The 23,725-nt window shown below is 71.1% G+C and carries 22 protein-coding genes; 19 read left to right on the plus strand and 3 right to left on the minus strand.

Annotated features, from left to right (window positions below):
• The first annotated feature begins 1 nt into the window (after nt 1).
• The 15 genes from ABZ192_RS24550 to ABZ192_RS24620 all read left to right on the plus strand — a co-directional run bounded on the left by ABZ192_RS24550 (nt 2) and on the right by ABZ192_RS24620 (nt 16,685).
• Entirely contained in the window at nt 2-1,333 is a 1,332-nt protein-coding gene (locus tag ABZ192_RS24550) for a Gfo/Idh/MocA family oxidoreductase (RefSeq protein ID WP_356926594.1), read from the plus strand.
• Nucleotides 1,330-3,036 carry an AMP-binding protein gene (locus ABZ192_RS24555; protein ID WP_356926595.1) on the plus strand — a complete coding sequence of 569 codons (1,707 nt, stop codon included), beginning with the start codon at nt 1,330-1,332 and terminating at the stop codon, nt 3,034-3,036. Before ABZ192_RS24550 ends, ABZ192_RS24555 begins: the two co-directional genes overlap by 4 nt.
• On the plus strand, nt 3,033-3,308 hold the full coding sequence (locus tag ABZ192_RS24560) for an acyl carrier protein (protein WP_356926596.1): 276 nt from the start codon (nt 3,033-3,035) through the stop codon (nt 3,306-3,308). The genes ABZ192_RS24555 and ABZ192_RS24560 overlap by 4 nt, the downstream gene beginning before the upstream one ends.
• A gap of 5 nt (nt 3,309-3,313) precedes the next feature.
• On the plus strand, nt 3,314-4,333 hold the full coding sequence (locus tag ABZ192_RS24565) for a transglutaminase domain-containing protein (RefSeq protein ID WP_356926597.1): 1,020 nt from the start codon (nt 3,314-3,316) through the stop codon (nt 4,331-4,333).
• Nucleotides 4,330-4,554 carry a hypothetical protein gene (locus tag ABZ192_RS24570; RefSeq protein ID WP_356926598.1) on the plus strand — a complete coding sequence of 75 codons (225 nt, stop codon included), beginning with the start codon at nt 4,330-4,332 and terminating at the stop codon, nt 4,552-4,554. Before ABZ192_RS24565 ends, ABZ192_RS24570 begins: the two co-directional genes overlap by 4 nt.
• 1 nt (nt 4,555) lies before the next feature.
• Nucleotides 4,556-6,085: an AMP-binding protein gene (locus ABZ192_RS24575; protein WP_356926599.1), complete on the plus strand. Its 1,530-nt coding sequence runs from the start codon at nt 4,556-4,558 to the stop codon at nt 6,083-6,085.
• Nucleotides 6,086-6,181: 96 nt separating this feature from the next.
• The gene (locus ABZ192_RS24580) at nt 6,182-7,654 is read left to right on the plus strand and encodes an MFS transporter (protein WP_356926600.1); all 1,473 of its coding nucleotides are present in this window, start codon (nt 6,182-6,184) and stop codon (nt 7,652-7,654) included.
• A gap of 46 nt (nt 7,655-7,700) precedes the next feature.
• Nucleotides 7,701-8,342: a 4'-phosphopantetheinyl transferase superfamily protein gene (locus ABZ192_RS24585; protein WP_356926601.1), complete on the plus strand. Its 642-nt coding sequence runs from the start codon at nt 7,701-7,703 to the stop codon at nt 8,340-8,342.
• A gap of 47 nt (nt 8,343-8,389) precedes the next feature.
• Entirely contained in the window at nt 8,390-8,800 is a 411-nt protein-coding gene (locus tag ABZ192_RS24590) for a PaaI family thioesterase (protein WP_356926602.1), read from the plus strand.
• Nucleotides 8,797-9,759: a pseudouridine-5'-phosphate glycosidase gene (locus ABZ192_RS24595; protein WP_356926603.1), complete on the plus strand. Its 963-nt coding sequence runs from the start codon at nt 8,797-8,799 to the stop codon at nt 9,757-9,759. The genes ABZ192_RS24590 and ABZ192_RS24595 overlap by 4 nt, the downstream gene beginning before the upstream one ends.
• A gap of 26 nt (nt 9,760-9,785) precedes the next feature.
• Nucleotides 9,786-11,354 carry a class I adenylate-forming enzyme family protein gene (locus ABZ192_RS24600; RefSeq protein WP_356926604.1) on the plus strand — a complete coding sequence of 523 codons (1,569 nt, stop codon included), beginning with the start codon at nt 9,786-9,788 and terminating at the stop codon, nt 11,352-11,354.
• 3 nt (nt 11,355-11,357) lie between these two features.
• Entirely contained in the window at nt 11,358-13,145 is a 1,788-nt protein-coding gene (locus ABZ192_RS24605) for a cobalamin-dependent protein (protein ID WP_356926605.1), read from the plus strand.
• Between the two features lie 11 nt (nt 13,146-13,156).
• A complete protein-coding gene (locus ABZ192_RS24610) occupies nt 13,157-14,401 on the plus strand; it encodes a nucleotide sugar dehydrogenase (RefSeq protein WP_356926606.1) in 1,245 nt (414 codons plus the stop codon).
• Entirely contained in the window at nt 14,398-15,690 is a 1,293-nt protein-coding gene (locus tag ABZ192_RS24615; protein ID WP_356926607.1) for a cytochrome P450, read from the plus strand. The genes ABZ192_RS24610 and ABZ192_RS24615 overlap by 4 nt, the downstream gene beginning before the upstream one ends.
• Nucleotides 15,687-16,685: a beta-ketoacyl-ACP synthase III gene (locus tag ABZ192_RS24620; RefSeq protein WP_356926608.1), complete on the plus strand. Its 999-nt coding sequence runs from the start codon at nt 15,687-15,689 to the stop codon at nt 16,683-16,685. The genes ABZ192_RS24615 and ABZ192_RS24620 overlap by 4 nt, the downstream gene beginning before the upstream one ends.
• Here the strand turns inward: ABZ192_RS24620 and ABZ192_RS24625 are convergent.
• Nucleotides 16,644-18,353 (minus strand): response regulator, encoded by a 1,710-nt coding sequence (locus ABZ192_RS24625; RefSeq protein ID WP_356926609.1) that lies wholly within the window; start codon nt 18,351-18,353, stop codon nt 16,644-16,646. The two genes, ABZ192_RS24620 and ABZ192_RS24625, sit on opposite strands and share 42 nt — an antisense overlap.
• A gap of 132 nt (nt 18,354-18,485) precedes the next feature.
• Entirely contained in the window at nt 18,486-19,379 is an 894-nt protein-coding gene (locus ABZ192_RS24630; RefSeq protein ID WP_356926610.1) for a UbiA family prenyltransferase, read from the minus strand.
• Between the two features lie 356 nt (nt 19,380-19,735).
• Here ABZ192_RS24630 and ABZ192_RS24635 point away from each other — a divergent pair, with 356 nt between their 5' ends.
• The 3 genes from ABZ192_RS24635 to ABZ192_RS24645 all read left to right on the plus strand — a co-directional run bounded on the left by ABZ192_RS24635 (nt 19,736) and on the right by ABZ192_RS24645 (nt 21,962).
• On the plus strand, nt 19,736-20,224 hold the full coding sequence (locus tag ABZ192_RS24635) for a MarR family transcriptional regulator (RefSeq protein WP_356926611.1): 489 nt from the start codon (nt 19,736-19,738) through the stop codon (nt 20,222-20,224).
• A 69-nt stretch (nt 20,225-20,293) separates the two neighbouring features.
• Nucleotides 20,294-21,070 carry an FAD-dependent thymidylate synthase gene (gene thyX, locus ABZ192_RS24640; protein ID WP_356926612.1) on the plus strand — a complete coding sequence of 259 codons (777 nt, stop codon included), beginning with the start codon at nt 20,294-20,296 and terminating at the stop codon, nt 21,068-21,070.
• A gap of 223 nt (nt 21,071-21,293) precedes the next feature.
• On the plus strand, nt 21,294-21,962 hold the full coding sequence (locus ABZ192_RS24645; RefSeq protein WP_356926613.1) for a TetR family transcriptional regulator: 669 nt from the start codon (nt 21,294-21,296) through the stop codon (nt 21,960-21,962).
• A gap of 74 nt (nt 21,963-22,036) precedes the next feature.
• Here ABZ192_RS24645 and ABZ192_RS24650 read toward each other — a convergent pair whose 3' ends face one another.
• Complete coding sequence (locus ABZ192_RS24650) at nt 22,037-22,666, minus strand: helix-turn-helix domain-containing protein (protein ID WP_356926614.1); 630 nt, start codon at nt 22,664-22,666, stop codon at nt 22,037-22,039.
• Nucleotides 22,667-22,770: 104 nt separating this feature from the next.
• Between ABZ192_RS24650 and ABZ192_RS24655 the strand changes: the two genes are divergently transcribed.
• The gene (locus tag ABZ192_RS24655) at nt 22,771-23,709 is read left to right on the plus strand and encodes a DMT family transporter (RefSeq protein ID WP_356926615.1); all 939 of its coding nucleotides are present in this window, start codon (nt 22,771-22,773) and stop codon (nt 23,707-23,709) included.
• Nucleotides 23,710-23,725: the final 16 nt, after the last annotated feature.

The following is a 23,725-nucleotide window of genomic DNA, read 5'->3' on the forward strand; positions in this document are numbered from 1 at the left end:
GATGCGTCTGGGCGTGATAGGGCTCGGCAGCATCGCCCCCTTCTTCCTCGAAGCCGTGGCGGCCGATCCCGCGTGGGACCTGACCGCCGTGTGCGACCTCGACGAGGACAAGCTGGCACCGTACGCCGGCACCGGGGTGGCCGCCTTCGCCTCGTACGAGGAGCTGATCGGCTCCGGCACCGTCGACGCGGTGGTCGTCACCCTCCCGAACGACCTCCACGCGCCGGTCATTGCGGCGGCGCTGGAACGCCGAGTGCACGTGTGCTGCGAGAAGCCCCTCACCGTCGCTCTGGAGGACGCGCGCAGGCTCCAGCAGGTCTCGCGGCGGACCGGAGCGGTCCTCTTCACCGCCTTCCACCGGCGTTACAACCGCCATGTGGGGCGGCTGAAGGAGCAGTTGCCCGAGGCGTCGGCCATCGGGTCCGTGCGGCTGCGCTACCACGAGAAGATCGAGGAGCACATGGGCTCCGACCAGTGGTATCTGGACGCCGAGCGCTGCGGCGGTGGCTGCGTCATCGACAACGGGCCCAACGCCCTCGACACCGCCCGCTTCCTCCTCGGCGACCTCGTCACGGAGGACGCGACGATCGGGGACCTGCGCTCCGGAGTGGAGTACTGGGGCGAACTGCGGCTGCGTGCCATCGACGGCGGCGTGCCCGTCACCGTGGAACTGGACTGGGCGCTGCCCGGGGGAGAGGCCAAGGACGTCGAGGTGAGCCTGAAGGACGGCAGCGTCCTCAGGGCGGACATGCTGGAGGGGTTCACGGGCTTCAAGTCCTCGCTGGCCCACGAGTACGAGGGGATCCTCGCCGCCTTCCGCGCCGCTGTCGACGGCGGCACGGCGCACGGGGAGGACGGGACCGCTGTCGTCGCCCTCGTCGAGGAGGCCTACCGCATCGCGCGGCGCAAGGAGGCCCGCCCCCGGATGCCGGGTCCCAGCAAGGACCCGTTCGCCGGGCGGATGGTGAAGCTGATGTACCACTCCCGGGACGACCGCGGGATGCACCTCGCGCAGTGGGGCTCGCGGTGTGTGCCGGCCGGCGAGGTCCACGAGCTGGTGACGACGGTCGAGAGCCCGCAGCGGCCCGGCGAGAAGGTGAACCGGGTGGGCTTCCTGGGCTTCGCGGTGTTCGACAGGTCGGGTGTCGTCGAACAGGGCGACGCCTTCTTCGTGGAGGGCCGGGCCGTGGGCACCGTCGTCGGCTTCGACGAGTGCCACGCACCGAATCACTACAACATCCTCATCCGCACGGAGCGGCAGCTGACGGCCGCGGAGCTCGGCCTGCGCGTCGGCAGCCGGGTCGAATTCAGGGAGAAGGAAGGGGCGTCATGACGTCGATGCCGGCGAGGTCGCTGTGGACCGATCTGAGTGAAGTCGTGCGGCCGGACACCGTGTTGCACACCCCGATGCGGGAGGTGACGCACCACCCCTTCGAGCGGGTGCTCGCCGACGCCGAGCGCACGGCGGGCGGACTGCTGCCCCGGCTCAGCCGGACGGACAGGCCCCGGATCGGTCTCCTCATGGCCAACGGCGAGCCGTGGGTCCGCGGGCTGCTGGCGGCCGCCCGGCTGGGCGGGGCCGCAGTCCCCATCGCCCTGCCCGTGGCGTTCCCCGGCTTCGACACCTACCAGGCCCACGTCCGCAAGATCGCCGCCGACGCCGGTCTTGCCGCGGTGCTGGTCGACCGGACGACGGACCGCTTCGCCTCCCGGCTGGCCGACGCCCTGCCCGACGTGCCCTTCGTGGACATCACCGAGGTGCCGGCCGGGCCGGTGTCCCGGGACCTCGGCGGACCCGGTAGCAGCGACGACCTGGCCGTCATCCAGTACACCTCGGGCAGCACCTCCGCGCCCAAGGGGGTGGCGCTGACCAACGCCAACGTGGCGGCGGGGCTGGCCTCGCTCGCGGACGGCGTCGACTGGAGCGCCGAGGACGACGTGATGGGCCAGTGGGTCCCCCTGTTCCACGACATGGGCCTGTTCCTCATGCTGAGCGCGTTCGCCCGCGGCTCCTCCGTCTGCCTGTGGCGGCCCTCGGACTTCGTCCGCGACACCAAGGGCTGGCTGGCCGGCTTCTCGGCGTCCCCCGCCACCGCGATGCCCGCGCCCAACTTCGCCTTCGACTACATGGTCGACGCCATCGCCGACGGCGCCCCCGAGGGGCTGGACCTGTCGAAGTGGCGGGTGGCCTACAACGCCGCGGAACCGGTGCACCAGCGCACGATCGACCGCTTCGAGGCGGCGTTCACCCCCTACGGTTTCCGCCCGGAGACGATGCTGCCCTCGTACGGGATGGCCGAGGCGACGCTCGTGGCCACGTACTCGGACCTGCACAGCCGCCCCAAGAGCGTGCTGGTCGACCGGTACGCCCTGGGCACGGGGGAGTCGATCCGGCAGGTCGGGCCGGAGGCCACCGAGGCCCGGGCGGTGGTGTGCGTCGGACGGGCCGTTCCCGGGCTGCGGGTCCGGGTCGGCGACGGCGACCGCCCGGTGCCCGACGGAACGGTCGGCGAGGTGCAGCTGCACGGCCCGGCGGTCATGGGCGGCTACCTCAACCTGCCTGCCGAGGAGCAGCCGTTCACCACCGACGGGTGGCTGCGCACCGGTGACCTCGCCTTCGCCCTGGACGGCGAGTTCTACATCGTCGGCCGGCTCAAGGACATGATCGTCATCCGCGGCCAGAACTACTACCCGGAGGACGTCGAGGAGATCGTCCGGCAGATCCCCGGCGTCGACCGACGGCACTGCGCCGCCATGGGCGTGACGGACCCGGCCGGGACCGCCGGCGACGAGCGCATCGCCGTCCTGCTCGAAACGTCACTCGAAGGCGACGAAGCCGCCGAGCTGGTCGCGCGGATCAAGAAGGAGATCGTGACCCGGCTGGGCTTCGACTCCGTCGACGTCGTCTCTGTCGCCCCCCGGTCCATCCCGTTCACCAGTTCCGGAAAGGTCAAGCGGCAGCAGGCGAAACAGATGTACCTCCAGGGCCGGATCACCGACCCGCAGCGTGCGGGGACAGAAGGAGCGAAGGCATGAACCGACAGGCCGACAAGGCGGGCGTGGACAGGCAGGCAGAGGTCGAGAAGGCCGTCGTGGAGGCGCTGGCACAGGTCCTGGCCGTCACCCCCGACAGCATCGACCCCGACGCGCCGCTCAACTCCCTGCCGGGCATGGAGTCCGTGAAGCTGCTGCGCGCCGTGGTGCGCGTGGAGGAGTCCTGCGGCATCGCGGTCCCCGACGAGATGCTCTTCGAGGCCGGCACGGCACGGGAACTGGCCGGGAACATCGCGAAGTCGGCAGAGGGGTGACCGGCATGGCCTCGACCGACACCGCGGCCGGTGCGCCGGCGACCACGGGCTTCCGCCCGGTGCCGCAGGACCTGGCCCGCTACGACACGGACGTCGCGGACGCCGCCGTCCATCTGGGCATCGCGGCCGAGCTCCTGACAGGGCTGGCCGAATCGGGTCTCCCGCACGTGCGGGACGCCGGGCGGGGCGTGCTGTTCGACTACACCGACCTGACCAACGCGGCCCTGCTCTCGGGCAGCGCCACCTCCGTTCCGGAAATGGCCTGGCGGTTCCTGCTCCGCTTCGGCCAGTCGTCCCCGGACACCTGGTTCCGGCCGCAGACCTGGAACGTGACCGTCCAGCCGCCCACCATGACCGGCCCGGTGGCCAGGGAACTGGGGGAGCTGCGCCTCGCGGTGCCGGACGCCGGCGCCCCCGGCACGGAACTCCTCGAGGTCCTCGGGGCACCGGACGGCTCGCAGCGGGACGGGACACAGCCGGCGGCCGAGGGATACCAGGACGGCGGCTACCGGATCGTCGTACGGCTGACCGGGGCCGAGGACCGGGTACGGGACCCGCGCATCCGCTCCGCCTACGACGCCGTACTCGACGCCCTGGACAGCGGGGCCGTCACGTACCAGGCGGTCGCCGAGGCGCTGCGCTCGGACCAGGACCGGGCATGGACGCTCGGCATGGCCGACTGCGTGGTCGCCAGCCGCCGGATCACCGCGCAGCTGCGAGCGTCGGGGCTGACCGCGCGCACCCGGCGCGGTTACATCCTCGGGCTCGTGGGCGGCGACCACACGTGGTGCGAGGTCGAGGAGGACGGGCGCTGGAAGGTGCTGGACCCCGTCTTCTCCCATCTGGTCGGCCGGGCCGGCGGGAGTGACGCCTTCCGCGAGGCCTGCCGCGGCAGCCGCTTCAACCGGCTGCTGCCCTGTGCCGTTGACGAGGCGGCGCCGCTGATCGTCCGCGCGGACGGAGAGCCGGTTCCGCTGTGGGCCCTGGCCGGTGTCAGCGCACGACCGTGGAAGGAAGGCACGTGAACGCACGCGAACTGGTGGCGAGCTGTCTCGACAACCCGCTGATGCTGGACCGGATCGGCGACGCCGAGGAGTTCCACACGGCGGGCATCAACTCCGGCGAGGTGATCCGGATCGCCCTGCGGTGCGAGGAAGAGGTCGGGCGTCCCCTCGACGACGACGAACTCGCCCTGGCCGGCACCCTCCAGGGCATCGACCGGCTCCTGGCCAAGGAGGTCGGCTGACATGTGGCTGGACAGGATCCTCACCCGCCAGGCGAGCCTGGCCCCCGACGCCGTCGCACTGCGCGACATCCGCCGTGAGCTGACCTGGCGGGAGCTGAGGGCCGAGGTGCACGGCCTGGCCGACCGCATGGCCGCCCGGTTACCCCGCGGCGCCCGCGTGCTGGTCATGAGCCAGAACCGGCTGGAGGTCCTGGTGACCTACCTCGCCTGTGCCGCGGCGGGCGTCGTGGTGGTCCCCGTCAACGCCGATCTCGCCGACGCCGAGGTCTCGTACATCGTCGACTACGTCGAGCCGAGCCTGGCCGTCGCCCAGAAGTCGAGTCTCGACCGTCTGGCCGGGCTCGCTCCGGATCTGCCGGCCTGGCCGATCGAGGACGTGCCCGCCATGGCCGCGGAGCTCGGCGGCACGCCGCGGCTCGCCCCGGTCGGACTCGACGATCCGTTCGCCATCCTGCACACCTCGGCCACCACCGGCCACCCCAAGGGCGTGCTGACCACGCACCGGTCGCTCCAGGCGCAGGCGCTGTCCTGGCTCGGGGACGTCCGGCCGGCCGTCGGGACGGTGTACCTCAACGCCAGCCCGCTCTTCCACGGCAGCATGGTCATGGCCCTGGACTACCTCGCGGCCGGCGGGACCGTCTGCGTGCTCGACCGCTTCACGCCCCGGGCGTGTCTGACGGCGCTCGCCGAGTGGCGGGTGGAACACGTCCTCATGGTGCCGAGCATGATCCGGCTCCTGGTGCAGACGAAGGACCTCCAGACCGCGGACCTGAGCAGTGTCCGCCTCATCGTCCACACCGCCGAGCCCATGCCGGAGCGTCTGCACCACCAGGCGGTCGGGAAACTGGGGCGCCCGCTGCTGAACGTCTACGGGCTCACGGAGGCCGGCGGTCCCGTCATCACCAGCCGCTCCGACGGCCCCGCCACGCCCCCGCGCCACCCCGGGGCCCGGTGTGCCGGGGTGCCGATGCTCGGCGTGGACGCGGTGGTCCGCACCAAGGACGGCAGGCCGGCGGCGGTCGGCGAGGTGGGCGAGATCTGCCTGCGCGGCGAGGGCACCATGCGCGAGTACTGGCGCCGCCCCGACGCCACCGCCGAGACGCTGAGGAACGGCTGGCTGCACACCGGCGACCTCGGCTACCTGGAGGAGGACGGGCGGATCTGGACCGTCGACCGGCGCACCGACCTCATCCTGCGGGGCGGCCAGAACGTCTACCCGGCCGAGATCGAGCGCGTCCTGCGGACGTCGCCGAACGTCGCCGACGTCGCCGTGGTCGCCGCTCCCTCGGAGGCCTGGGGGCACACCCCCTGGGCGTTCGTGCAGCCGGCCGATCCGGAGGCCTACGACGAGCGGGAGCTCCTCGACCTGGCCGTGCGCGAACTCGCCAGCTACAAGCGGCCCAGCCGCTTCCTGACCGTCGAGCGCATTCCGCGCAACCCGGCGGGCAAGCTGCTGCGGCGTCAGCTGCGCGACCGGGCCGCCGAGATCCTCGCCGAGGACGAGGGACGAAGGGCGGGGACGCCCGTGTAACAGCCCGACCACCCGCGGTCCCTCAGGGGCTTCCGCTCCGCACAGCTCTCCGCGAGCACTTCCGCTCCACGCACATCCGCTCCACGAGGAGAATCCATGTCCGAAAGGGTTACCTCCCCCACACCGGTGCCCTCACCGCCACCAGACGCGGACAAGTCCGCGAGCCGCGCCGTGGCTCTCGTGCTGACCGCGGCTTTCATGGTGCTGGCCGACGTGTCCATCGTGAACACCGCCGCCCCCGCCATCCAGGACGACCTGGGCGCGAACCTCGCCGACATCCAGCTCGTCGTCGCCGGCTACCAGATCGGTTACGCGACGCTCCTCGTGACCGGCGGCAGGCTCGGCGACATCGCCGGACGCCGCGCGATGTTCATGACCGGTCTGCTCCTGTTCACTCTGAGCTCGCTGGCCTGCGGCCTCGCGCCCTCACCGGAGCTGCTGATCGGTGCGCGCATCGTGCAGGGACTCAGCGCCGGGGTGCTGTACCCGCAGGTGATCGCCACGATCCAGACCGTACTGACACCGGAGCGCCGGCCCGGTGGCTTCGCCGCGCTGGGCGCCGTGATCAGCATGGCGACGATCGTCGGGCCCATCCTGTCCGGTCTGCTGGTGGCTCTCGACATCGCGGGAACGAGCTGGCGTGCGGTGTTCCTGATCAACGTGCCGGTCGGGCTGGTCGCTCTGCTGCTCGCCCCGAAGCTGGTACCGGTCGCCCGCAACGCCGACGCCGGCCGCGTCAGCGTCTCGAGCATCATCCTGCTCAGCGCGCTGCTCGTGGCGCTGATGACGCCGCTGACCGTGGGACAGGACCACGGCTGGCCGGTGTGGTCCTGGGTGCTCCTCGCCGCGACCGTGCCGCTGGGCTGGGCCTTCCTGGTCCAGCAGGGCCGGATCGCCGGGCGCGGGGGAACGCCCCTGCTGCCGCCGGAGCTGTGGCGGGACCGCGTCTTCCGGCTGGGCGTGACGCTGTACTTCGTCTTCTTCAGCGCCCTGTACTCGTTCTTCCTCTACTTCTCCTACCTGCTGCAGTACGGGATCGGGGAGTCCGCGCTGTACACGGGGCTGACCATGGTGACGTACTCCCTCGGCTCCTTCCTGACCTCCACCCGGTCCAAGGGCTTGATCGCGCGGCACGGAGGCCGGAAGGTCGCCCTGTACGGAGCGCTGGCATCCGCCGTCGGTAGCGCCCTCATGATCATTCCGGTGCTGCTGGTCCAGGACTGGACGCTGTCGCTGTGGATCATCCCGCCGCTGTTCGTCACCGGCTGCGGCCTCGGGCTCGTACTGGCGCCGCTGCTGTCGACGGTGCTGGCCGGCATCCGTTCCTCGCAGGCCGGGGCCGCCTCGGGGCTGCTGTCCACGGGCCAGCAGATCGGCGGTGCCGTCGGCATCGCGGTGATCGGCCTGGCCATGCTGGCCGCGGTCCCCGGGGACTCCCTGGAGGAGGCGACCACCGAGCAGCTCGCCAACGGCTTCTCGATCGGCCTGGTGGTCATGGTCGTCGTGTTCCTGGTGTCGGCCGGCCTCATCGCCAAGCTGCCCAAGCCCGAGTCGGCCAAGGCCGGATGAGCCCGTGAGCGCGGGACCCCGCCGGAGCCGAGGACCTGGCGTGCGGGTGTGCGAGCTCGCAGGGGGACGGCTCGCCGTCTGTGTCCTCCCCTTCGGCGGGCCCCCGCTGAAGGCACCGGCCGGCAGCCGTGCGGAAGCCGTCCCCACCTGGCCCCGCGCCGCCGAACGGGCCGGCGGCCGCAGGGCGTTGAGCACCGCCCTGCGGGCGCTGGGAGTGGCCCCCGGAGACCTGGCGAGAACCGTCTCCGGAGCCCCCCGGGCGCCCGCGGGAACGGTGGTGTCCCTCACGCACCGCGGCCGGTACGCCGTCGGCGTCGCGTGGCGCGGGGGAGCCACCGCCCCCCGGCTCGCGGGCCTGGGGGTGGACCTGGAGCTCCACGATCAGCTGCCGCCCCGGGCGATGCGGTTGCTGTGCACCGAGGAGGAACTGGCGGCTCTGCGCAGGGAGCCGTCGTGGCTCGACCCGACGCGGGTGTTCGCCGCCAAGGAGGCGGCGTACAAGGCGACCTCGGCTCGATCGGGCCGGAGCTTCAGGCCCCGGGCCCTGCCCCTGGTGCCCCTGGGACCGCGTGCCGCGGCGTGCTCGCCGTCGGCGGCGACGCCCGGCACCACCACCGACCGCACTGTGTGTGTGGTCTCGACACAGGTAGGTGAATGGTGGACAGCACTGTCCTTGGCCTTGGCGTGAAGCCCCCCGCGGGGTTTCCCGAAGCTGACCGGAAAACCGCCCGCCGTGTGCTGTTGGACCACATCGTGGCGGGCACCGCGCAGGGTCCCCCCTGGATCGAGAAGCTCCGGCTGCCCAACTGCGACCAGTGGGGACCGGGCTGGGTCGCCGTCGACTTCTCGTGCTCCGAGGAGTTCGCCGTCAAGGAGAACATGATCTTCGGCGGGTACACCGCCGCGCTCGTCGACCAGTACGCCGGCCTGGTCATGCTCACCATCCTGCCGGACGACCGGGACTTCCTCACCGGCGAGCTCACCCTGGAGTTCCTCGCCCCGCTCATGCCCGGCCCCGCCCGTATCGAGGCCGAGGCGACGCAACTGACCCACCGCCACGCGTCCGTCGCGGTACGGGTGCTCCAGAACGGCACCGTGTGCTGCCGGGGAGCGGCCACCCAGATCATGCGAAAGGTGAACCCATGAGCACCGCGGCCCCCTCGGACCTGCTCGTCCTGGCGCCCGAGGTGCGCGAAGCCCTGGCGGCGGGCACCCCGGTCGTCGCTCTGGAGTCCTCGGTCATCGCCCACGGTCTGCCGCACCCGCAGAACCTGGAGGCGGCGGCCGAGGTGGAGAAGGCGATACGGCAGTCCGGTGCCGTTCCCGCCATGGTCGCCGTCCTGGACGGAACCGTCCGGGTCGGCCTGGAGCCGGACACCGCCGAGCGCCTGGCGACGGCCGAGCGGGTGTCCAAGGTGGGCAACCGCGACCTCGGCCCGGTCCTGGCCGGCGGGGGCCTCGGCGCGACGACGTTCGCCTCCACCCTCGCCGTGGCCGACCGGGTCGGCATCGGCGTGGTCGCCTGCGGCGGACTCGGCGGGGTGCACCGGGGCGCCGGAGAGTCGTTCGACGTCTCCGGGGACCTGGTCGAACTGGCCCGCAGCCGTGCCGTCGTCGTGTGCGGCGGGGTGAAGAGCATCCTGGACATCGGCGCCACCCTGGAGTACCTCGAGACCCAGGGCGTCCCGGTCATCGGGCACGCCTGCTCCGAATTCCCGGCCTTCTACTGCCCGTCCAGCGGTTTCCCCGTGCCGCACCGTCTGGACCAGGCGGACCGGATCGCCGCCGCTGCCGAGTACCACTGGCGGCTGGGCCGGGGCGGAAGCCTGCTGGTGGCCTCGCCGATCCCCGCCGCGGACGCCCTGGACCCCGCCGAACACGACCGGGTGATCCGTCAGGCCCTGGATTCCGCCGAGCGGGACGGCGTACGCGGCCCCTCCCTGACGCCCTACCTCATGAAGCACGTCGGTGCCGCCACAGGCGGGCGCAGCGCCACCGCCAACCGCGCGGTGCTGCTGAACTCCGCGGGGCTGGCCGGCCAGGTCGCCGCAGCCCTGGCCGGCCGACGCGCGGCCGGTGCGGCAAAGGAACAGACCTCGTCCTGACGTCTCCCCATCGAAGGGGCAACAGCGTGAACCTCACGACACCGATCAACCTCAGCGAGGCCGTGTTCCTCGCCGCCGACCAGCACCCCGACACTCCGCTGATCGCCGACTCGCCGTGGGCGGGAACCGGCAAGGAGGCCCTCGACCACGCCGCACTCGCCGAGTTCGTCGGTGACTTCGCCGACCGGCTGTGGACCGCCGGGGTCCGGCCGGGGACCCGGGTCGCGGTGGTGAAGCGCGACCACATCGACGTCCAGGCGCTGGCCGCGGCCGCGATCCGCATCGGCGCGGTCCCGGCGCTGCTGTCGGCGCGCATGGGCGTCCGGGAACTGCTCGCGCTCCTGGAGCGGCTGGGCGAACCGGTGCTCCTCACCGACGCGTACGGCGCCGACCGCCTCGCCCCCGTCGGGGAGGAGGCCGCACGGCTCACCGCGTCGGCCTGGTCGGTCGACGGGACCGAGGCGGCGTGGATACGGCCGCTGACCGGCGGCCGGACCCATCGCCCGCACCGCCCCGCGGACGGCGACGAGGTGATCATCACCCACTCCTCCGGTACGACCGGCCTGCCCAAACTGATCGCGCAGTCCACCGCCTCGCTGTACGCGCACGCCGCACCCACCCTGCGCGTCGCCCAGCAGACGGGCCGGCAGACCGAGTTCTCCTTCCGGTGCATCTCGCCGACGCACATCCGGGCGTCCTCCGCGCTGCTCGGCAACCTGATCACCGGCACCCCGCTGGTGGCCGCCGCCGACCCCGACATGGACCGGATCCGGGACCTCCTGCTGGCCCACCGGCCGGTGAGCGTGGAGTCCCATCCCAATCTCCTCCTGCGCTGGGAGCCGCTCACGGACGACCCCGGCCGCCCCTTCGCCCAGGTGAAGCGGTTCGTGAGCACCTTCGACGCGATCCACCCGCGCACCGTCCGGGCCCTGCTGAACGCCTCGGACCAGCCGGACGCCGTCTACCTCCAGGGCTACGGCCAGACGGAGACCGGTCCCACCACGCTGCGCGTGATCACGCGGGCCGACCTGAACGAGATCTCCAGCCGCAACGTCGGCGCGCCGATCCCCGGCGTGTCCGAGGTGCGGGTGGTCGGCGAGGACGGCGAGCCGGTGCCGCCCGGCACGGCCGGCAGCATCGAGGTGCGCACCGAAGGGCTCAGCCGGGGCTACGTGGACACCGCGGCGCCGGACCGCGAGGCCTGGTGGGCCATGCAGGACGTGGGCCGCCTCCTCGACAACGGCGAGCTGGAGCTGCTCGACCGCGTCGTGGACCGGGCCGACGGAGTGACCAGCCTGCTGGAGGCGGAGGACACCCTGCTCGAGGCGCTTCCGGAGCTGTGCGAGGTGGTCCTGGTCAAGCCGACCCCGGACACCCTGGCCGCCGCCGTGTGCGTGCGCGACGGCTCACCGCTCGACCGGGCCGCCTGGGACCGGGCCGCCGGCGAGCTGGGGGTCGCCTCGGCGCCCGTCCACGAACTGCGCTGGGAGGAGATCCCCTTCACCGGCTCGTGGAAGGTGCGGCGCCTGCTCCTCGCCCAGTCGCTCGCCGAACGCACCGCGGTCTCGCCCGGCACAGCCTCCGGGAAGCAGTGACCGATGCCTGCTTCCGTCCAGGGCACCGCGCCGGCTTCCCGCCCCGGCACGCTTCCGCCGCTGCGGGCCGACATCCTCTTCCTGCACGCGCCGGCCGTCTTCGACTTCCGGGACCGCAGGGACATCTATTTCCCGTTCCTGGGCACGTCGGGCGACGTACCGATCACTCCGCTGTACGAGTACTTCCCGATCGGTTTCAAGACCCTCCAGCGCTTCCTCGGCGACCGCGGCAGCGACGTCAAGCTGCTCAACCTCAGCTCCCTGCTGCTGCGTTACCCGCACCTTCCGATGGACAGCGTCATCGAGGCGCTGGACGCCCCGGTGGTGGGCATCGACCTGCACTGGATGGTGCACGTCCAGGGCAGCCTCGAGGTGGCCCGGCGCATCAAGGCCCTGCGCCCCGACATCGCGATCCTCTTCGGCGGGACGTCGTCCACGTACTACGCGGACGAGCTGATCCGCATGCCGCAGATCGACATGGTGATGCGCGGCTACGACACGCACGAGCCCATGGCGGCGCTCATGGAGGCGGTCCGGCACGGCCGCAGCGACTACCGCGGAATCCCGAACCTGCTGTGGAAGTCACGCGACGGGGACGTGCACGACAACGACTTCTCGCACCTGCCCGCCACCTTCTCCTGCGGGGTGGACTGGACGACGGGGCCCGACACGTCGGTCGGGTCGGGCATCCGGGAGGTCCTCTCCACCCAGAACGCGGGCTGTGCCTACAACTGCGGCTGGTGCGGCGGTTCCCGGGAGGCGTTCCGCCGGATCTTCAAGAAGAAGCCGTCGATGGCCCGCAAGGTGCCCGAGGAGGTCGCGTACGAGTTCGAGACCATGGGCCGTGTCGAGGGCGCGGACAACTACCACTTCTATTCGGTGGGTTCGTACAACGAGACCAGGCAGGGAATGGAGTTCTTCCTCGACCGGGTCGCCGAATCACGCTTCAAGTCCATCAGCTACGAGCAGTTCCGGCTCACCTCGGACCACACCCTCAAGCGGATGGCCGAGGCCAACGCGCACACCTCCATCACCCTCTCCCCGGAAAGCCACGACCCGCGGGTGGCCAAACTGGCCGGACGCGGGGTGTTCAGCAATGAGGAGATGGAGGAGTGGATCTACCGCGCACTGGACATCGGGATCCACCAGATCGACGTCTGGTACTTCATCGGAATGCCGGAACAGGACGAACGCTCGGTCATGGAGACGGTGGACTACTGCCATCACCTCCTGACCAAGTTCCAGGGCCTGCGGGTGAACCCGATGCTCTGTCCCATGATTCCGTTCCTCGACCCGGCGTCGACGTTCTTCGAGAACCCCGACCAGCACGGTTACCGAATCTTCTACCGGACGGCCGAGGAACACCGCCGGGGGATGGAGCGGGCTTCTCTCATCAACCGGATCAACTACGAGACGCGCTGGCTCAGCCGCCGGGACCTTGTGCACGTCGGATTCAAGGCGGTGCGCCGGCTGATGGAAGCGAAGGCCGAACTGCGCTTCCTGCCGGGCGCCTGGGTGCGCAACTACAACGCTTCCATCGACGATGCGCTGGAATTCATCGACGTCGTGCACGAGGCCGACTGCATCACTGACGCCAAGGCGCGCGCCGCGGCACTCGACGAGCTCGGCGACGACATTCTGCGCCGCAACAACCAGGTTCTCTTCTCCGGGGTGCGTAACCAGGCGTTCCCCATCAACCGGGACATCGGCGGCCGCTGGTTCGACGAAACGGGGTGGCCGGTCGATGTGCTCGATTCCTTCACTTCACTCGAGTCTGTGAGGTCATCGTGAAGGTCGTTGTCATGGGTCAGGGGTACGTGGGGCTTCCCCTGGCAGTCAGAGCCGCTGAGGCGGGCCACACGGTCATCGGGCTGGACATCGACGGTGAACGTCTGGAGAAGCTCAGCGCGGCACAGTCGTACGTGGAGGACATCGACTCGCAGCAGTTGCGAGCGGTGCTGCGGACCGGGCGCTATGTGCCCACCGGCGACCCCGCCGCACTGGAGGATTTCGACGTCGCGGTCATCACGGTGCCCACCCCGTTACGGGCGGGCGCTCCGGACCTGAGCCATGTCGAGCAGGCGGCCACCACGATCGCCGCGCACCTCAGCCGCGGAGCGACGGTCATCCTGGAGTCCACCACGTACCCCGGGACGACCGAGGACGTCGTGCTCGCGCTCCTCGAGAAGGGCTCGGGCCTGAGGGGAGAGGAGGACTTCTTCCTCGGCTTCAGCCCGGAGCGCATCGATCCCGGCAACCCGCAGTGGAACTTCGCCAACACTCCCAAGGTCGTGACGGGCATCGGCCCCCGGTCGCTGTGTGCCGTGCAGGACTTCTACGCCGGGCTGGTGGACACGATCGTCCCCCTGTCGGGGACGAAGGAGGGCGAGTTCACCAAGCTCATCGAGAACACCTTCCGGGCGGTCAACATCGCCCTCGTCAACGAACTGGCCGATGCCGCCCACGTCCTGGGGATCGACGTGTGGGAGTCGCTGGAGGCCGCCGCCACCAAGCCCTTCGGTTTCATGAAGTTCACCCCCGGGCCGGGCGTGGGCGGGCACTGTCTGCCCATCGACCCGGAGTACCTGTCCTGGCGCCTGAAGCAGCAGACCGGTGAGGAACTGCAGTTCTGGGCACTGGCCCAGAAGGTCAACAACCGGCGTCCGGCCCAGGTCGTCCAGCGGCTGACCGACGGGCTCAACCGCCGCGGCAGGGCCGTCAACGGATCGACGGTGCTGCTGCTCGGACTGGCGTACAAGGCGAACATCTCCGACTACCGGGAGTCCCCGGCGCTCCGCGTCGCCGAACTCCTGCTGCCCCTCGGGGCCGAGGTCCGCGCCGTCGACCCGTACGTCTCCGACGCGTTCCCGCTGATCCCTGCGGTGAAGCGCGTGGAGGCGACCGCGGAGGAGTTCCGGAACGCGGACGCGGTGATCCTGCTCACCGACCACCAGGGGATCGACTACGACCTGCTGCACGCCGAAGCCCCCTACGTACTGGACTGCCGAAACCGGCTCAAGCGCGGCGAAACCGTGGAGTCCATATGAAGCCGTCCGTATACCCGCCGACCCCGACCCCGGCCCCGACCCCACCCCCGACCCGGACGGACCTCCTCGACGAGGGGTTCGCCGCCTGCCCCTACGCCACCTACCAGGCCCTGCGCGAGGACCACCCGGTCCACTACGACGAGATCACCGGCCTGTGGCTGGTGAGCCGCTACGCGGATGTACGACGCGTGCTCCTGGAGCCCGAGACCTTCCGCAACGACAACACCCTCGACGCCATCACCCAGTTGCGCCTCCCGGCCCTGCGCAGGCTGGCCAAGGCCGACTTCGACCTCCCGCCGGCCCTGTTCAACAACAGCGAGGCGAGCCACGCCGGGCTGCGTGCCCTCGCCATGCGGCTGCTGAGCGCCGCACGGGTACGGTCCGCCCTGCCGGACATCGAGCGGATCGTCTCCGAGGAACTCGACGCACTGGACGAAGAACTGGCGCGCACGGGCCGGGCCGACATCGCGCAGACCGTCGCCCGCAGTGTCCCGATCCGGGTGGTGCTCCACGTTCTGGGCATCAGGAACACGCTGGACGTGGAGACCCTGTACGAGTGGACGGCCGCGTCCATCGAACTGTTCTGGGGCCGGCCCGACCCCGACCGGCAGCGTGATCTCGCGGACACCGTGGCGGCGTTCTTCGGCTGGCTCACCGAGATCGTCCAGCGCACCGACGTGCCCGAGGGCTCCCTGCTCATGGCCCTGCGCCGACACCGCCTGCCCGACGGGTCCCCGCTCGGCACCGATCAGGCGGCCTCGGTCCTCTACACCGTCCTGGTGGCCGGCCACGCGACGACGGGCTTCTTCACCTGCTCCGCCTTCCTGCGCGCCCTCCAGGGTGAGGGCACCTGGCAGTGGCTGGCCGAGGACGTGGAGCGGGTCCCCGCCTGGCTGGAGGAGGTGCTCCGCTACGACGCCCCCCTGACCGCCTGGCGGCGGGTGGTCGCCCGCCCGGTGACGCTGGGCGGTGTCGACCTGCCCGCCGGGGCGGAGCTGCTGCTGCTCCTCACCAGCACGGGACTGGACACGGAGGTGTTCCCCGAGCCGGAGCGGCTGTGTCCGGAACGCCCCAACCTCCGCGGTCACCTGGCCTTCGGTATCGGGGTGCACCGCTGCCCGGGCGCGGAACTGGCCCGTGCGGAAGGCGCCGCCGTGCTGCGCCAGGCCGTGCGCAGGTTCCCCGACCTGCGGTGGGCGGGTCCGCCCCGTCCCCCGTACCTGGCGTCGCTGGCCTTCCGGGCCCCGCGCCACGTGCCGGTCGCCCGGACAGGAGGGCGGCAGGCATGACACACGGACGTTCCGGTGGGAGCGCGCGTACCGGCGCGCGCATCCTGAGCGTGGGCGCCTACCGGCCCGCCACCGTCGTCGGCAACGCCGACATCTGCGAGGCGATCGACTCCAGTGACGCGTGGATCCAGCGCCATTCGGGGATCCGCAGCCGCCGGTTCGCGGACCCCGCCGAGACCATCCCCTACATGGCGCAGCAGGCGGCGGCGAAGGCGCTGGTCGAGGCGGGGGTCGAGGCGCGGCAGGTGTCCGTCGTGGTGCTGGCGACCATGTCGTACCTGTACCAGACACCGGCCGCGGCGGCACACGTCGCGCACGCCCTGGGCACGGACGCCGCCGCCTTCGACGTGATGTCCGCCTGCGCCGGGTTCAGCACCGGCCTGGCGCTGGCGAGGGACCTGGTCCGCTCTGGCTCGGCCGAGTACGCGCTGGTCATCGGGGCCGAGAGGATGTCGGACCTGATCGATCCCAAGGACCGCTCCACGGCATTCCTGTTCGGGGACGGTGCGGGAGCCGCGGTGGTCGGGCCGGCGGAGGACGCCTCGGGGATCGGGCCGGTGGTCTGGGGCAGCGACGGATCACAGACCGGACTGATCGCGCAGCACGAGTCCTGGCTGGAGAGCGCCGATCCGGCGGTGAACCGTCCCTTCATGCGCATGGACGGCCCCCGCGTGTACCGGTGGGCCGTCACACAGGTCCCGGCGGTGGCCCGGGAGGCACTGGAGCGGGCGCAGGTGACCCCCGACGAACTCGTCGCGTTCGTGCCCCACCAGGCGAACCTGCGGATCGTCGACACGGTCGCGTCCGCGCTGGAACTGCCCGCCCATGTCGCGGTCGCCCGCGACGTGGTGGACATGGGCAATACCAGCGCGGCCTCCATTCCGCTGGCCCTCGAACGGCTGCGGGCGGAGGGAGCGGAGGGGGGTGGGCCTGCCCTGCTGCTGGGCTTCGGATCAGGTCTCAGTTACGCGGCCCAGGTGATCCGGCTGCCGTGAACGCGCGGCGCGCAGGCCGCCCGGAGAGGGGGGCCGCAACAGCCCCCTCTCCGTGGCCCGGTTGACCGCCTCGATCCGGGAGGTGACATCGAGCTTCTTGAAGATGTTGCGCAAGTGGCGCTTCACGGTTCCCTCGGTGATGCCGAGCCGATGCGCGATCTGGCGGTTGGTCAGGCCGGACGCCACGCGGGTGAGCAGTTCGACCTCCCGCGGCGACAGGCTCCCGGACACCGGGGCCTCGGTGGGCGGGAACAGGCTGAGGCTCTGGCTGGGAACCGCCACGGTCACGAGGGTGGGGTGAGCGACCGCGTCCTGGATCGCCGACACCAGCGACTGGTTGCGCACTCCCTTGTGCAGATAGCCGTGTGCGCCGAGCCCGAGCAGCTCCTGAATCAGGTGCGGGTCGTCGTTCATGCTCAGGATCAGAACCCGCAGCTCGGGCATGCGCTCGCGCAGCCGGGCGATGACGGAGGGGGCGTCGCAGTCCGGCATGTCGACGTCCAGCAGGAGGACCTGCGGCCGATGACGTTCCGCCAGGTCGACGATGTGCCGTCCCGAACCGGTCTCCGCGACCACGGAGATCCCGTCGGCGGAACCGAGGATCTTGCCGATCGCCGACCGGAGGAGGGTGTGGTCGTCCGCCAGCATCACGCGGGTGAGGTCCCGTTCGCCGGACGCCGCCGGCGCGATCCTGTTGGGCAGGCGGAAGCTGGTCCGCGTGCCGCCCCCGGGGGTGCTGTTGACCAGCAGGCGCCCGCCGAGGCGCTCGACCCGCTCCGTGACGGAGGCCAGGCCGCTGGCATCCCCGTCGACCAGGACGTGCTCCACGTCGAAGCCCATCCCGTCGTCCTCGACGTGTCCCCCGATCTCCAGCGGAGCGATGTCGATCGAGATGACGAGGGTGCGTGCCCGGGCGTGCAGCAGCGAGTTGCGCAGGCACTCGCGGACGACCAGAAGGGTTTCGTCCAGCGCCGTGGGCGAGACCCATGTCTCATCGCCGGTGATCTGTACGCGGACCGTGGCCTGGGTGAGCTCCATGGCCTGGACCAGCGCGTTGATGGCGCTCTCGAGCGAGGTCGCGGCCGGCTGCCGCAGCCCGGTGGCCATGTGGCGCACGGAGTCGAGGGTCTCGCTGAGGGCTTTCTGCGCCAGTGACAACTCTGCCTGGAGACCGTACGACCCCTCCGTGGCCATGGCGGCGCACACCTCCACCTGCCGCAGTGCGGCGCTGAGATGGTCGTCGAGCCGGTCCTGCACCTCGCGGACCATCGCACGCCGGGATGCGGAGTCGACCGTGCGCACTTCCCGCAGGAGATAGCTGTCGTAGCCGGCGGAGCTGACCTCGATGCGCTCCCAGACCGCGTCCTCCAGCGCCGTCATGCATCTGATGACCCAGACGGCGTCCGCCTCCTCGTCGGAGACGGCCTGCGCCAGGGTGCGCAGCACCAGGCCGACAAGGATCCGGCCCGCTCGCAGGGAATGGAGGGGATGGATCGCCTGCCGGACGCGGAGTGCGCCGACGTCCCGCGGGTCCGCGGTCTCGGTGCGCACCGCGCCCTCGTCTCCGGACAGCGCCCGGACGCACTCCGAGATGATGCTGCGCGCCTGTGCGGCGCACATCTCCCACGCATCGTCGTCCGCCAGGGGGTTCTGGGAGCGGTAGAGCATGTCCCAGTACCTGGACAGGATGCCCGTCGTATGGGCCTGCAAGTACTCACCGAGTGCATTCCCGCGACTCCGTGGCTTGGTGATCGATTTCAATGGAGATCCCCCTCGGTGCCTGAGCATGCGGTGTTCGGGTCAAGCCACACGCTCGCCCTGGACAGCGAGGACGAGCGCCGCGGTGTGTGCCGCGTGCTGGACGATCATGAAGACCTGGTAGGGACGGCGCGTGCTGCCCTTCTCGCCGTACGCCAGCGTGCCGGCGAGCCACACGGCTCCCAGGAGCACGATCACCGCCGGCCAGAGCAGGACGGGAGCCAGGAACGCGGCACAGACGGCGAAGGCAGCGCCCACGGCAAGGGCGTTCGCGCCGCACAGCGTGCGGGCCACGGCCTGTCCACGCGTCACGAGCACGCTGCGCCGTCCCGCCGCCGCGTCCCCCTCGACGTCCGAGAAATCCTTCGCCAGCGTGCCCACCAGCCCCATCCAGGCCGTCATCGCCGCGGCGAACACCAGCACCGGCACCCTGCTCGACGCCTCCTGGGCGACCACACAGCCCGCGAAGTAGGTCAGCAGCCCGCTCGCCAGGACGACGGCCATGGCGGTGCCGGTCCTGGACTTCCAGGCGAAGGACGGTGCCGAGTACCCGTAGCCCAGCAGCATCAGGGCGACCAGCGGGACCAGCAGGGCGACCCCGTGCACCGCCGCGCACACCAGGGCGAGGAGAGCCGCGCCCCGGGCGACGACGATCGCCTGCCGGGGCGTCAGCAACCCGGAGGCGATGGGCCGTTGCGACCCGTTGATCCGGTCCTCGTCGATGTCGGTGACACCGTTGAGCAGGTAGACGAAGAAGACGGCGCAACTCCAGGCGGCGATGCCGAGCAGGGCCGGCCAGGAGGCCAGGCCCCGACCGCCGGGACTGCTCAGCGCGGCAGCCGTCACCAGGCGGAGCGCGAACATGACCTGAACGGCTATCCGTGCTTCCCGTAAGCAGAGCAGCAGCAGACGCATCACGGAGCCGCTGTTCTCCACACGGTGCTCCGGCCTCAAGGCAGTGCCCTTCTGTCGGTTTCCTCATCTGTCGGCGACAGCGTCCGGCCGGGGCAAGGCCTGGTGGCGGCGCCGGTCCAACCGGGGCCCGCAGCCCTGAGCGCCCCGTCGCGCTTGCGCGGGTAGGGGGAAGGACCTGCCACCACCCCTCAGATAGCTTTCTTCAAAGCTTTCTTGTGAGAGAATAGCCGCTAGGCGTTGGGTGCTCAACCGAACCGTGACGCGGGAGCCAGGGCTTTGCCCGTGGGCGGCCCCTCCTGCATCCTGGCGGCGCGGTGCCGCGGTGCGGCGCGGTTCACAGGCGCGACTGCGCTGCCTCGCGGCGCGGAAGGAGAGAGATGAAGAACCTCGCCTCGGCCGGACACACGGTCTCGCTGGCACGGATCGCCCAGAAGGCGGCTCGTCTGGCGCAGGTGGTGAACGCCGCCACGCGGACCGCCGCGTCCGGCGCGGGCCTGACGAACGCCGACGCGGACGTGCTGCTGGCCCTGTCCGGCGCTCCGGACCACCGGCTCAGGCCGACCAGCCTCTCCTCGGCCTGCGGGCTCTCCTCCGGTGGCACCAGCAACGTCGTCCTGCGGCTGGCCCAGGCGGGGTACGTCAACCGGGAGGCGAACATCCACGACGGCCGCAGCACCTGGGTGCAACTCACCGAGGAAGGCGAGGCCCTCACGCGGTCGGTCCTGGACTCGGCCGCAGCCGAGCACGCCAGGCTGCGCGAGAGGCTGCCCGACGACACCGCGGTCGCCTTCGAGAAGCTCCTGGACAGCGTCCTCGACCACCTCGAAGGCCGGGGCCGGCGGCCCGGGCCGACGCCCCCGCCGTGAGGCGCTGAGACGAGCGACCACGACACGTCAGCACCAGACCGACCAGTACGGAGAATCGCGTTGCGCCGTGTGGAGCCCGAGGTTCGGATCATCGCCCGCCCGCAGATCGACTACGAAGAAGTGGCCGCCTACCTTGCCGAGGTGGGAGGGGAAAGCTGGCTCGAGCGCCTGGACCGTGGTGAGTTGGACGACGCGCAGAACCTGGCGGAGTTCGCCGGGCGTATCTGCTACCGGTCCTGGGAGCCCGGCCTCAACCCCAACGTGAGGCGCGTGCGCACCGACCAGGACGCCTATCTGCGCAACATCCTGGCCTCCGCGCACGGTTCCGTGCTGGAGCACGTGAACTTCACCTTCGTCCTGCACGGTGTGAGCCGGGTCGTCACCCACGAGCTCGTCAGGCACCGGGCCGGCACCGCCGTCTCCCAGGAGTCGCTGCGCTTCGTGCGCCTCGACGATCTGCCGTTCTGGTTCCCCGACTGGGCGCAGGAGGACGCCGAGCTGATGGAACGGGCCACGGCGCTGCTGGAACAGATGGAAGCGTTCCAGCACTGGATGGCCGAGCGCTTCCACCTGGACGATCAGGGCGTGCCCTTCAGTGAGAAGAAGGCCAAGACCTCCTTCATGCGCCGCTTCGCCCCCGAGGGTGTGGCCACGGGCCTGGTGTGGACGGCCAACGTGCGCACCCTGCGGCACGTCATCGAGAGCCGTACGGCATCCGGCGCCGAGGAGGAGATCCGCCTGCTGTTCGGCAAGGTGGCCGATCTCCTGGCCAAGGAGGCCCCCGCGCTGTTCGGGGACTACGTGGTCGAGGACGGCGCCTGGACCCCGGCCTGGCGGAAGGTCTGAGCGGAACCGGTTCAGGAGTTAACTATTTTAGACCTCAAGGTTCATTGCGGTAACCTACGATCCAGCGCGTTCGTCAGTTCAACTCACTGAATAGCAAGGCTAGTTGCTCACAACTACGCGGTCGGCCGATCGCTCGGGCCCGCTCACCGGCGGCGCCCGGGCGGTGATCGGACGGCCCCGCCTGGTCGCACATCGCGCCGGCGATTCAACGGGGGAGGAACTCTTGGCGACCCAGCAGCGAGCCGAACGCACGAAGGAGATCGTCTTGCGGGCCGCGGCCAAGGCCTTCGACGCGGACGGCTACGAGCGGACTTCGCTGAGCCGTATCAGCGCACGGGCCAGGGTGACGACGGGAGCTGTGGTCTTCCACTTCGGTACCAAGGCGAACCTGGCCGAGGCGGTCATGCAGCGGGCCCGGACGGTGACCCGCAGAGCCATCGAGTCGGCGACGAGCGGCAGTCCGAGCGCCGTGGGCAAGCTGATGGCCGTCACCCGCACGCTCATCGACCTCCTGGAGAACGACGAGGTGGTGCGGGCCGCCGAGCGGCTCGCACGGGAGCTGACGCCGCAGGGGGTCCAGGAGGAGAAGTGTCCGTGGCGGCGCGAGGTGGCGCGGCTGTCGCGGGCCGCGGACGCCGAAGGGCTGCTGCGTCCGGGAGTGGACGCCATGGCGCTGGCCGCTCTGGTCAGCTATGTGGTCAGCGGCGTGGAGCTGGCGATGCGGCGGCCGAGGCTGCCCACCGACGAGCCCTGGCTCGGCGAGGCCGGAGCGCTGGACGGGGCGGCGCACGTGAGGGTGGAGCGGATCTGGCACCTCGTGCTTCCCGCTCTGGAGCCCGCGGGCGAGGGCGGTGAGCGGCCGCGCTCGCAGATCGGCTCACCCTCGGTCTAGGCGCCTGTGGCGCATCCCCGCCGCCGGTGTGCGGGGGAGTGGGTGCCGGGCGTCGCGGAGCGGGCGGGGATTGGTCAGGCAGCCCCTAGGAGGCGCCGGGCCAGCAGGGACAGGGCCTGCGCGATGCGCTCGTGCGGGATGCCCAGGGTGTGCCGCTGGTGGTGGTACAGCTCCGGGGCCAGCGGCCCCATGGCGATGTCGGCGAGCGCGTCGGGGTCCTTGACGCCGCCGGCTTCCAGCAGGGTGCGCACATGCAGGCGCCAGAAGGCGTAGGCGCCGGTGGTGTAGCGAGCCGGGCCGGTTTCCGCGCCGAGGGCGAGCGGCAGATGCCGCTGCAGCAGGTCCAGGACGGCGAAGTAGAAGGCCGCCAGGCGTTCGGCGGGAGGTCCCCCCGGCCCCAGCGGCGGGGGGCCGTAGATCATCTGTCCCTGCAGACGGCGCTCGTGCTCGTCGAGGAGTGCCGTGGCGACGGCGGACGGGTCGGGGAAGCTCCGGTAGAGGGTCGCGCGGCCGACACCTGCGGCTTTGGCGATCTGGTCCATGGTGACGGTGCGCGGGTCGTGCTCGCTGAAGAGCCGTTCGGCGGCGGAGAGGATGCGGGCACGGTTGCGCACCGCGTCGGCGCGCTGCCTGGGCGGCGCGGTGGCCTGGAGGTCACCGAGGGGGACGACGGGCGGTGCCGGGATCTCGTCGCCGTTGCTCATGGGGTTCACCTTACTTCGATCCCTTAAGTGGACAGCTTGTCCATTTGGCTGCCCTGGCGCTATGTTAAGTGAGACAAGCGTCCACTTGAAGAGCGGGAGAGACCATGAACGCCGCGCTGCTCGCCGCAGCCCTCCTGATCGGGTGCCTACTGGCCGTCCAGGCGTCGGTGAACCTGCAACTGAACAAGGCCGTGGGTACGCCCTATGGCGCCTCCACGATTCAACTGGCCGTGGCCACCGGCCTCCTGGTGGTGCTGGCGGCGGTGACGGGCACGCTCGGCGCGCTCGGGAAGCTCCCCGACGTCGAGTGGTGGCACCTGCTCGGCGGCCTGGCCAGCCCCCTGTACATCACCAGCGGCATCCTGCTCTTCCCCCGCCTGGGAGCGCTGGCAGCCGTAGGACTGTTCGTCACCGGGCAGATGTTCGCCTCCCTGGTCCTGGACCTGGGCGGACTGTTCGGTCTGGAGAAGCGCAGCCTGAGCCCCGGAATCGCCCTGGGCGCCCTCGCCGTGCTCGTCGGCATCGTCGTGATCATCAGGGGACAGAAGGCGAGCGCTCCCCCCGGTGCCCCGAAGATGTCCGGTGCCGGCCGGACCGGGTGGATCGCGCTCGGCATCGTCGCCGGCGGCGTGCTGCCCGTGCAGGGTGCCGTCAACGCCAAGCTGCGCAACGGGCTCGACGCCCCCATCACCGTCGCGGCGTTCAGCTTCGCGGTGGCCACGCTCACCATCGCCGTCGTCCTGCTGGTGCTGCGCATCACGGGGAAGACGCCCGAGCCGCAGCTGGCACCGCTGAAGACGATGCCGTGGTGGGGCTGGCTCGGAGGAGCCTGCGCCGCCGGTTACGTCACCGGCACCTTCCTGCTCATTCCCGAGATCGGCGCCGCCGTGACGGTCGCGCTGACCGTGACCGGACAGCAGCTGACCTCCGCCCTGATCGACCACCGCGGCCTGTTCCGGCTCCCCGCCCGGCTGATGACCGCCCCCCGGCTGTCGGGACTCGGCCTGCTGCTCGCCGGCTCGCTGGCCATCCAGCTCGTGTGACCGGGACAGGAGGCTG

The sequence above is a fragment of the Streptomyces sp. NPDC006235 genome (assembly GCF_040613735.1).
In the GTDB taxonomy this organism is placed as follows: Bacteria; Actinomycetota; Actinomycetes; order Streptomycetales; family Streptomycetaceae; genus Streptomyces.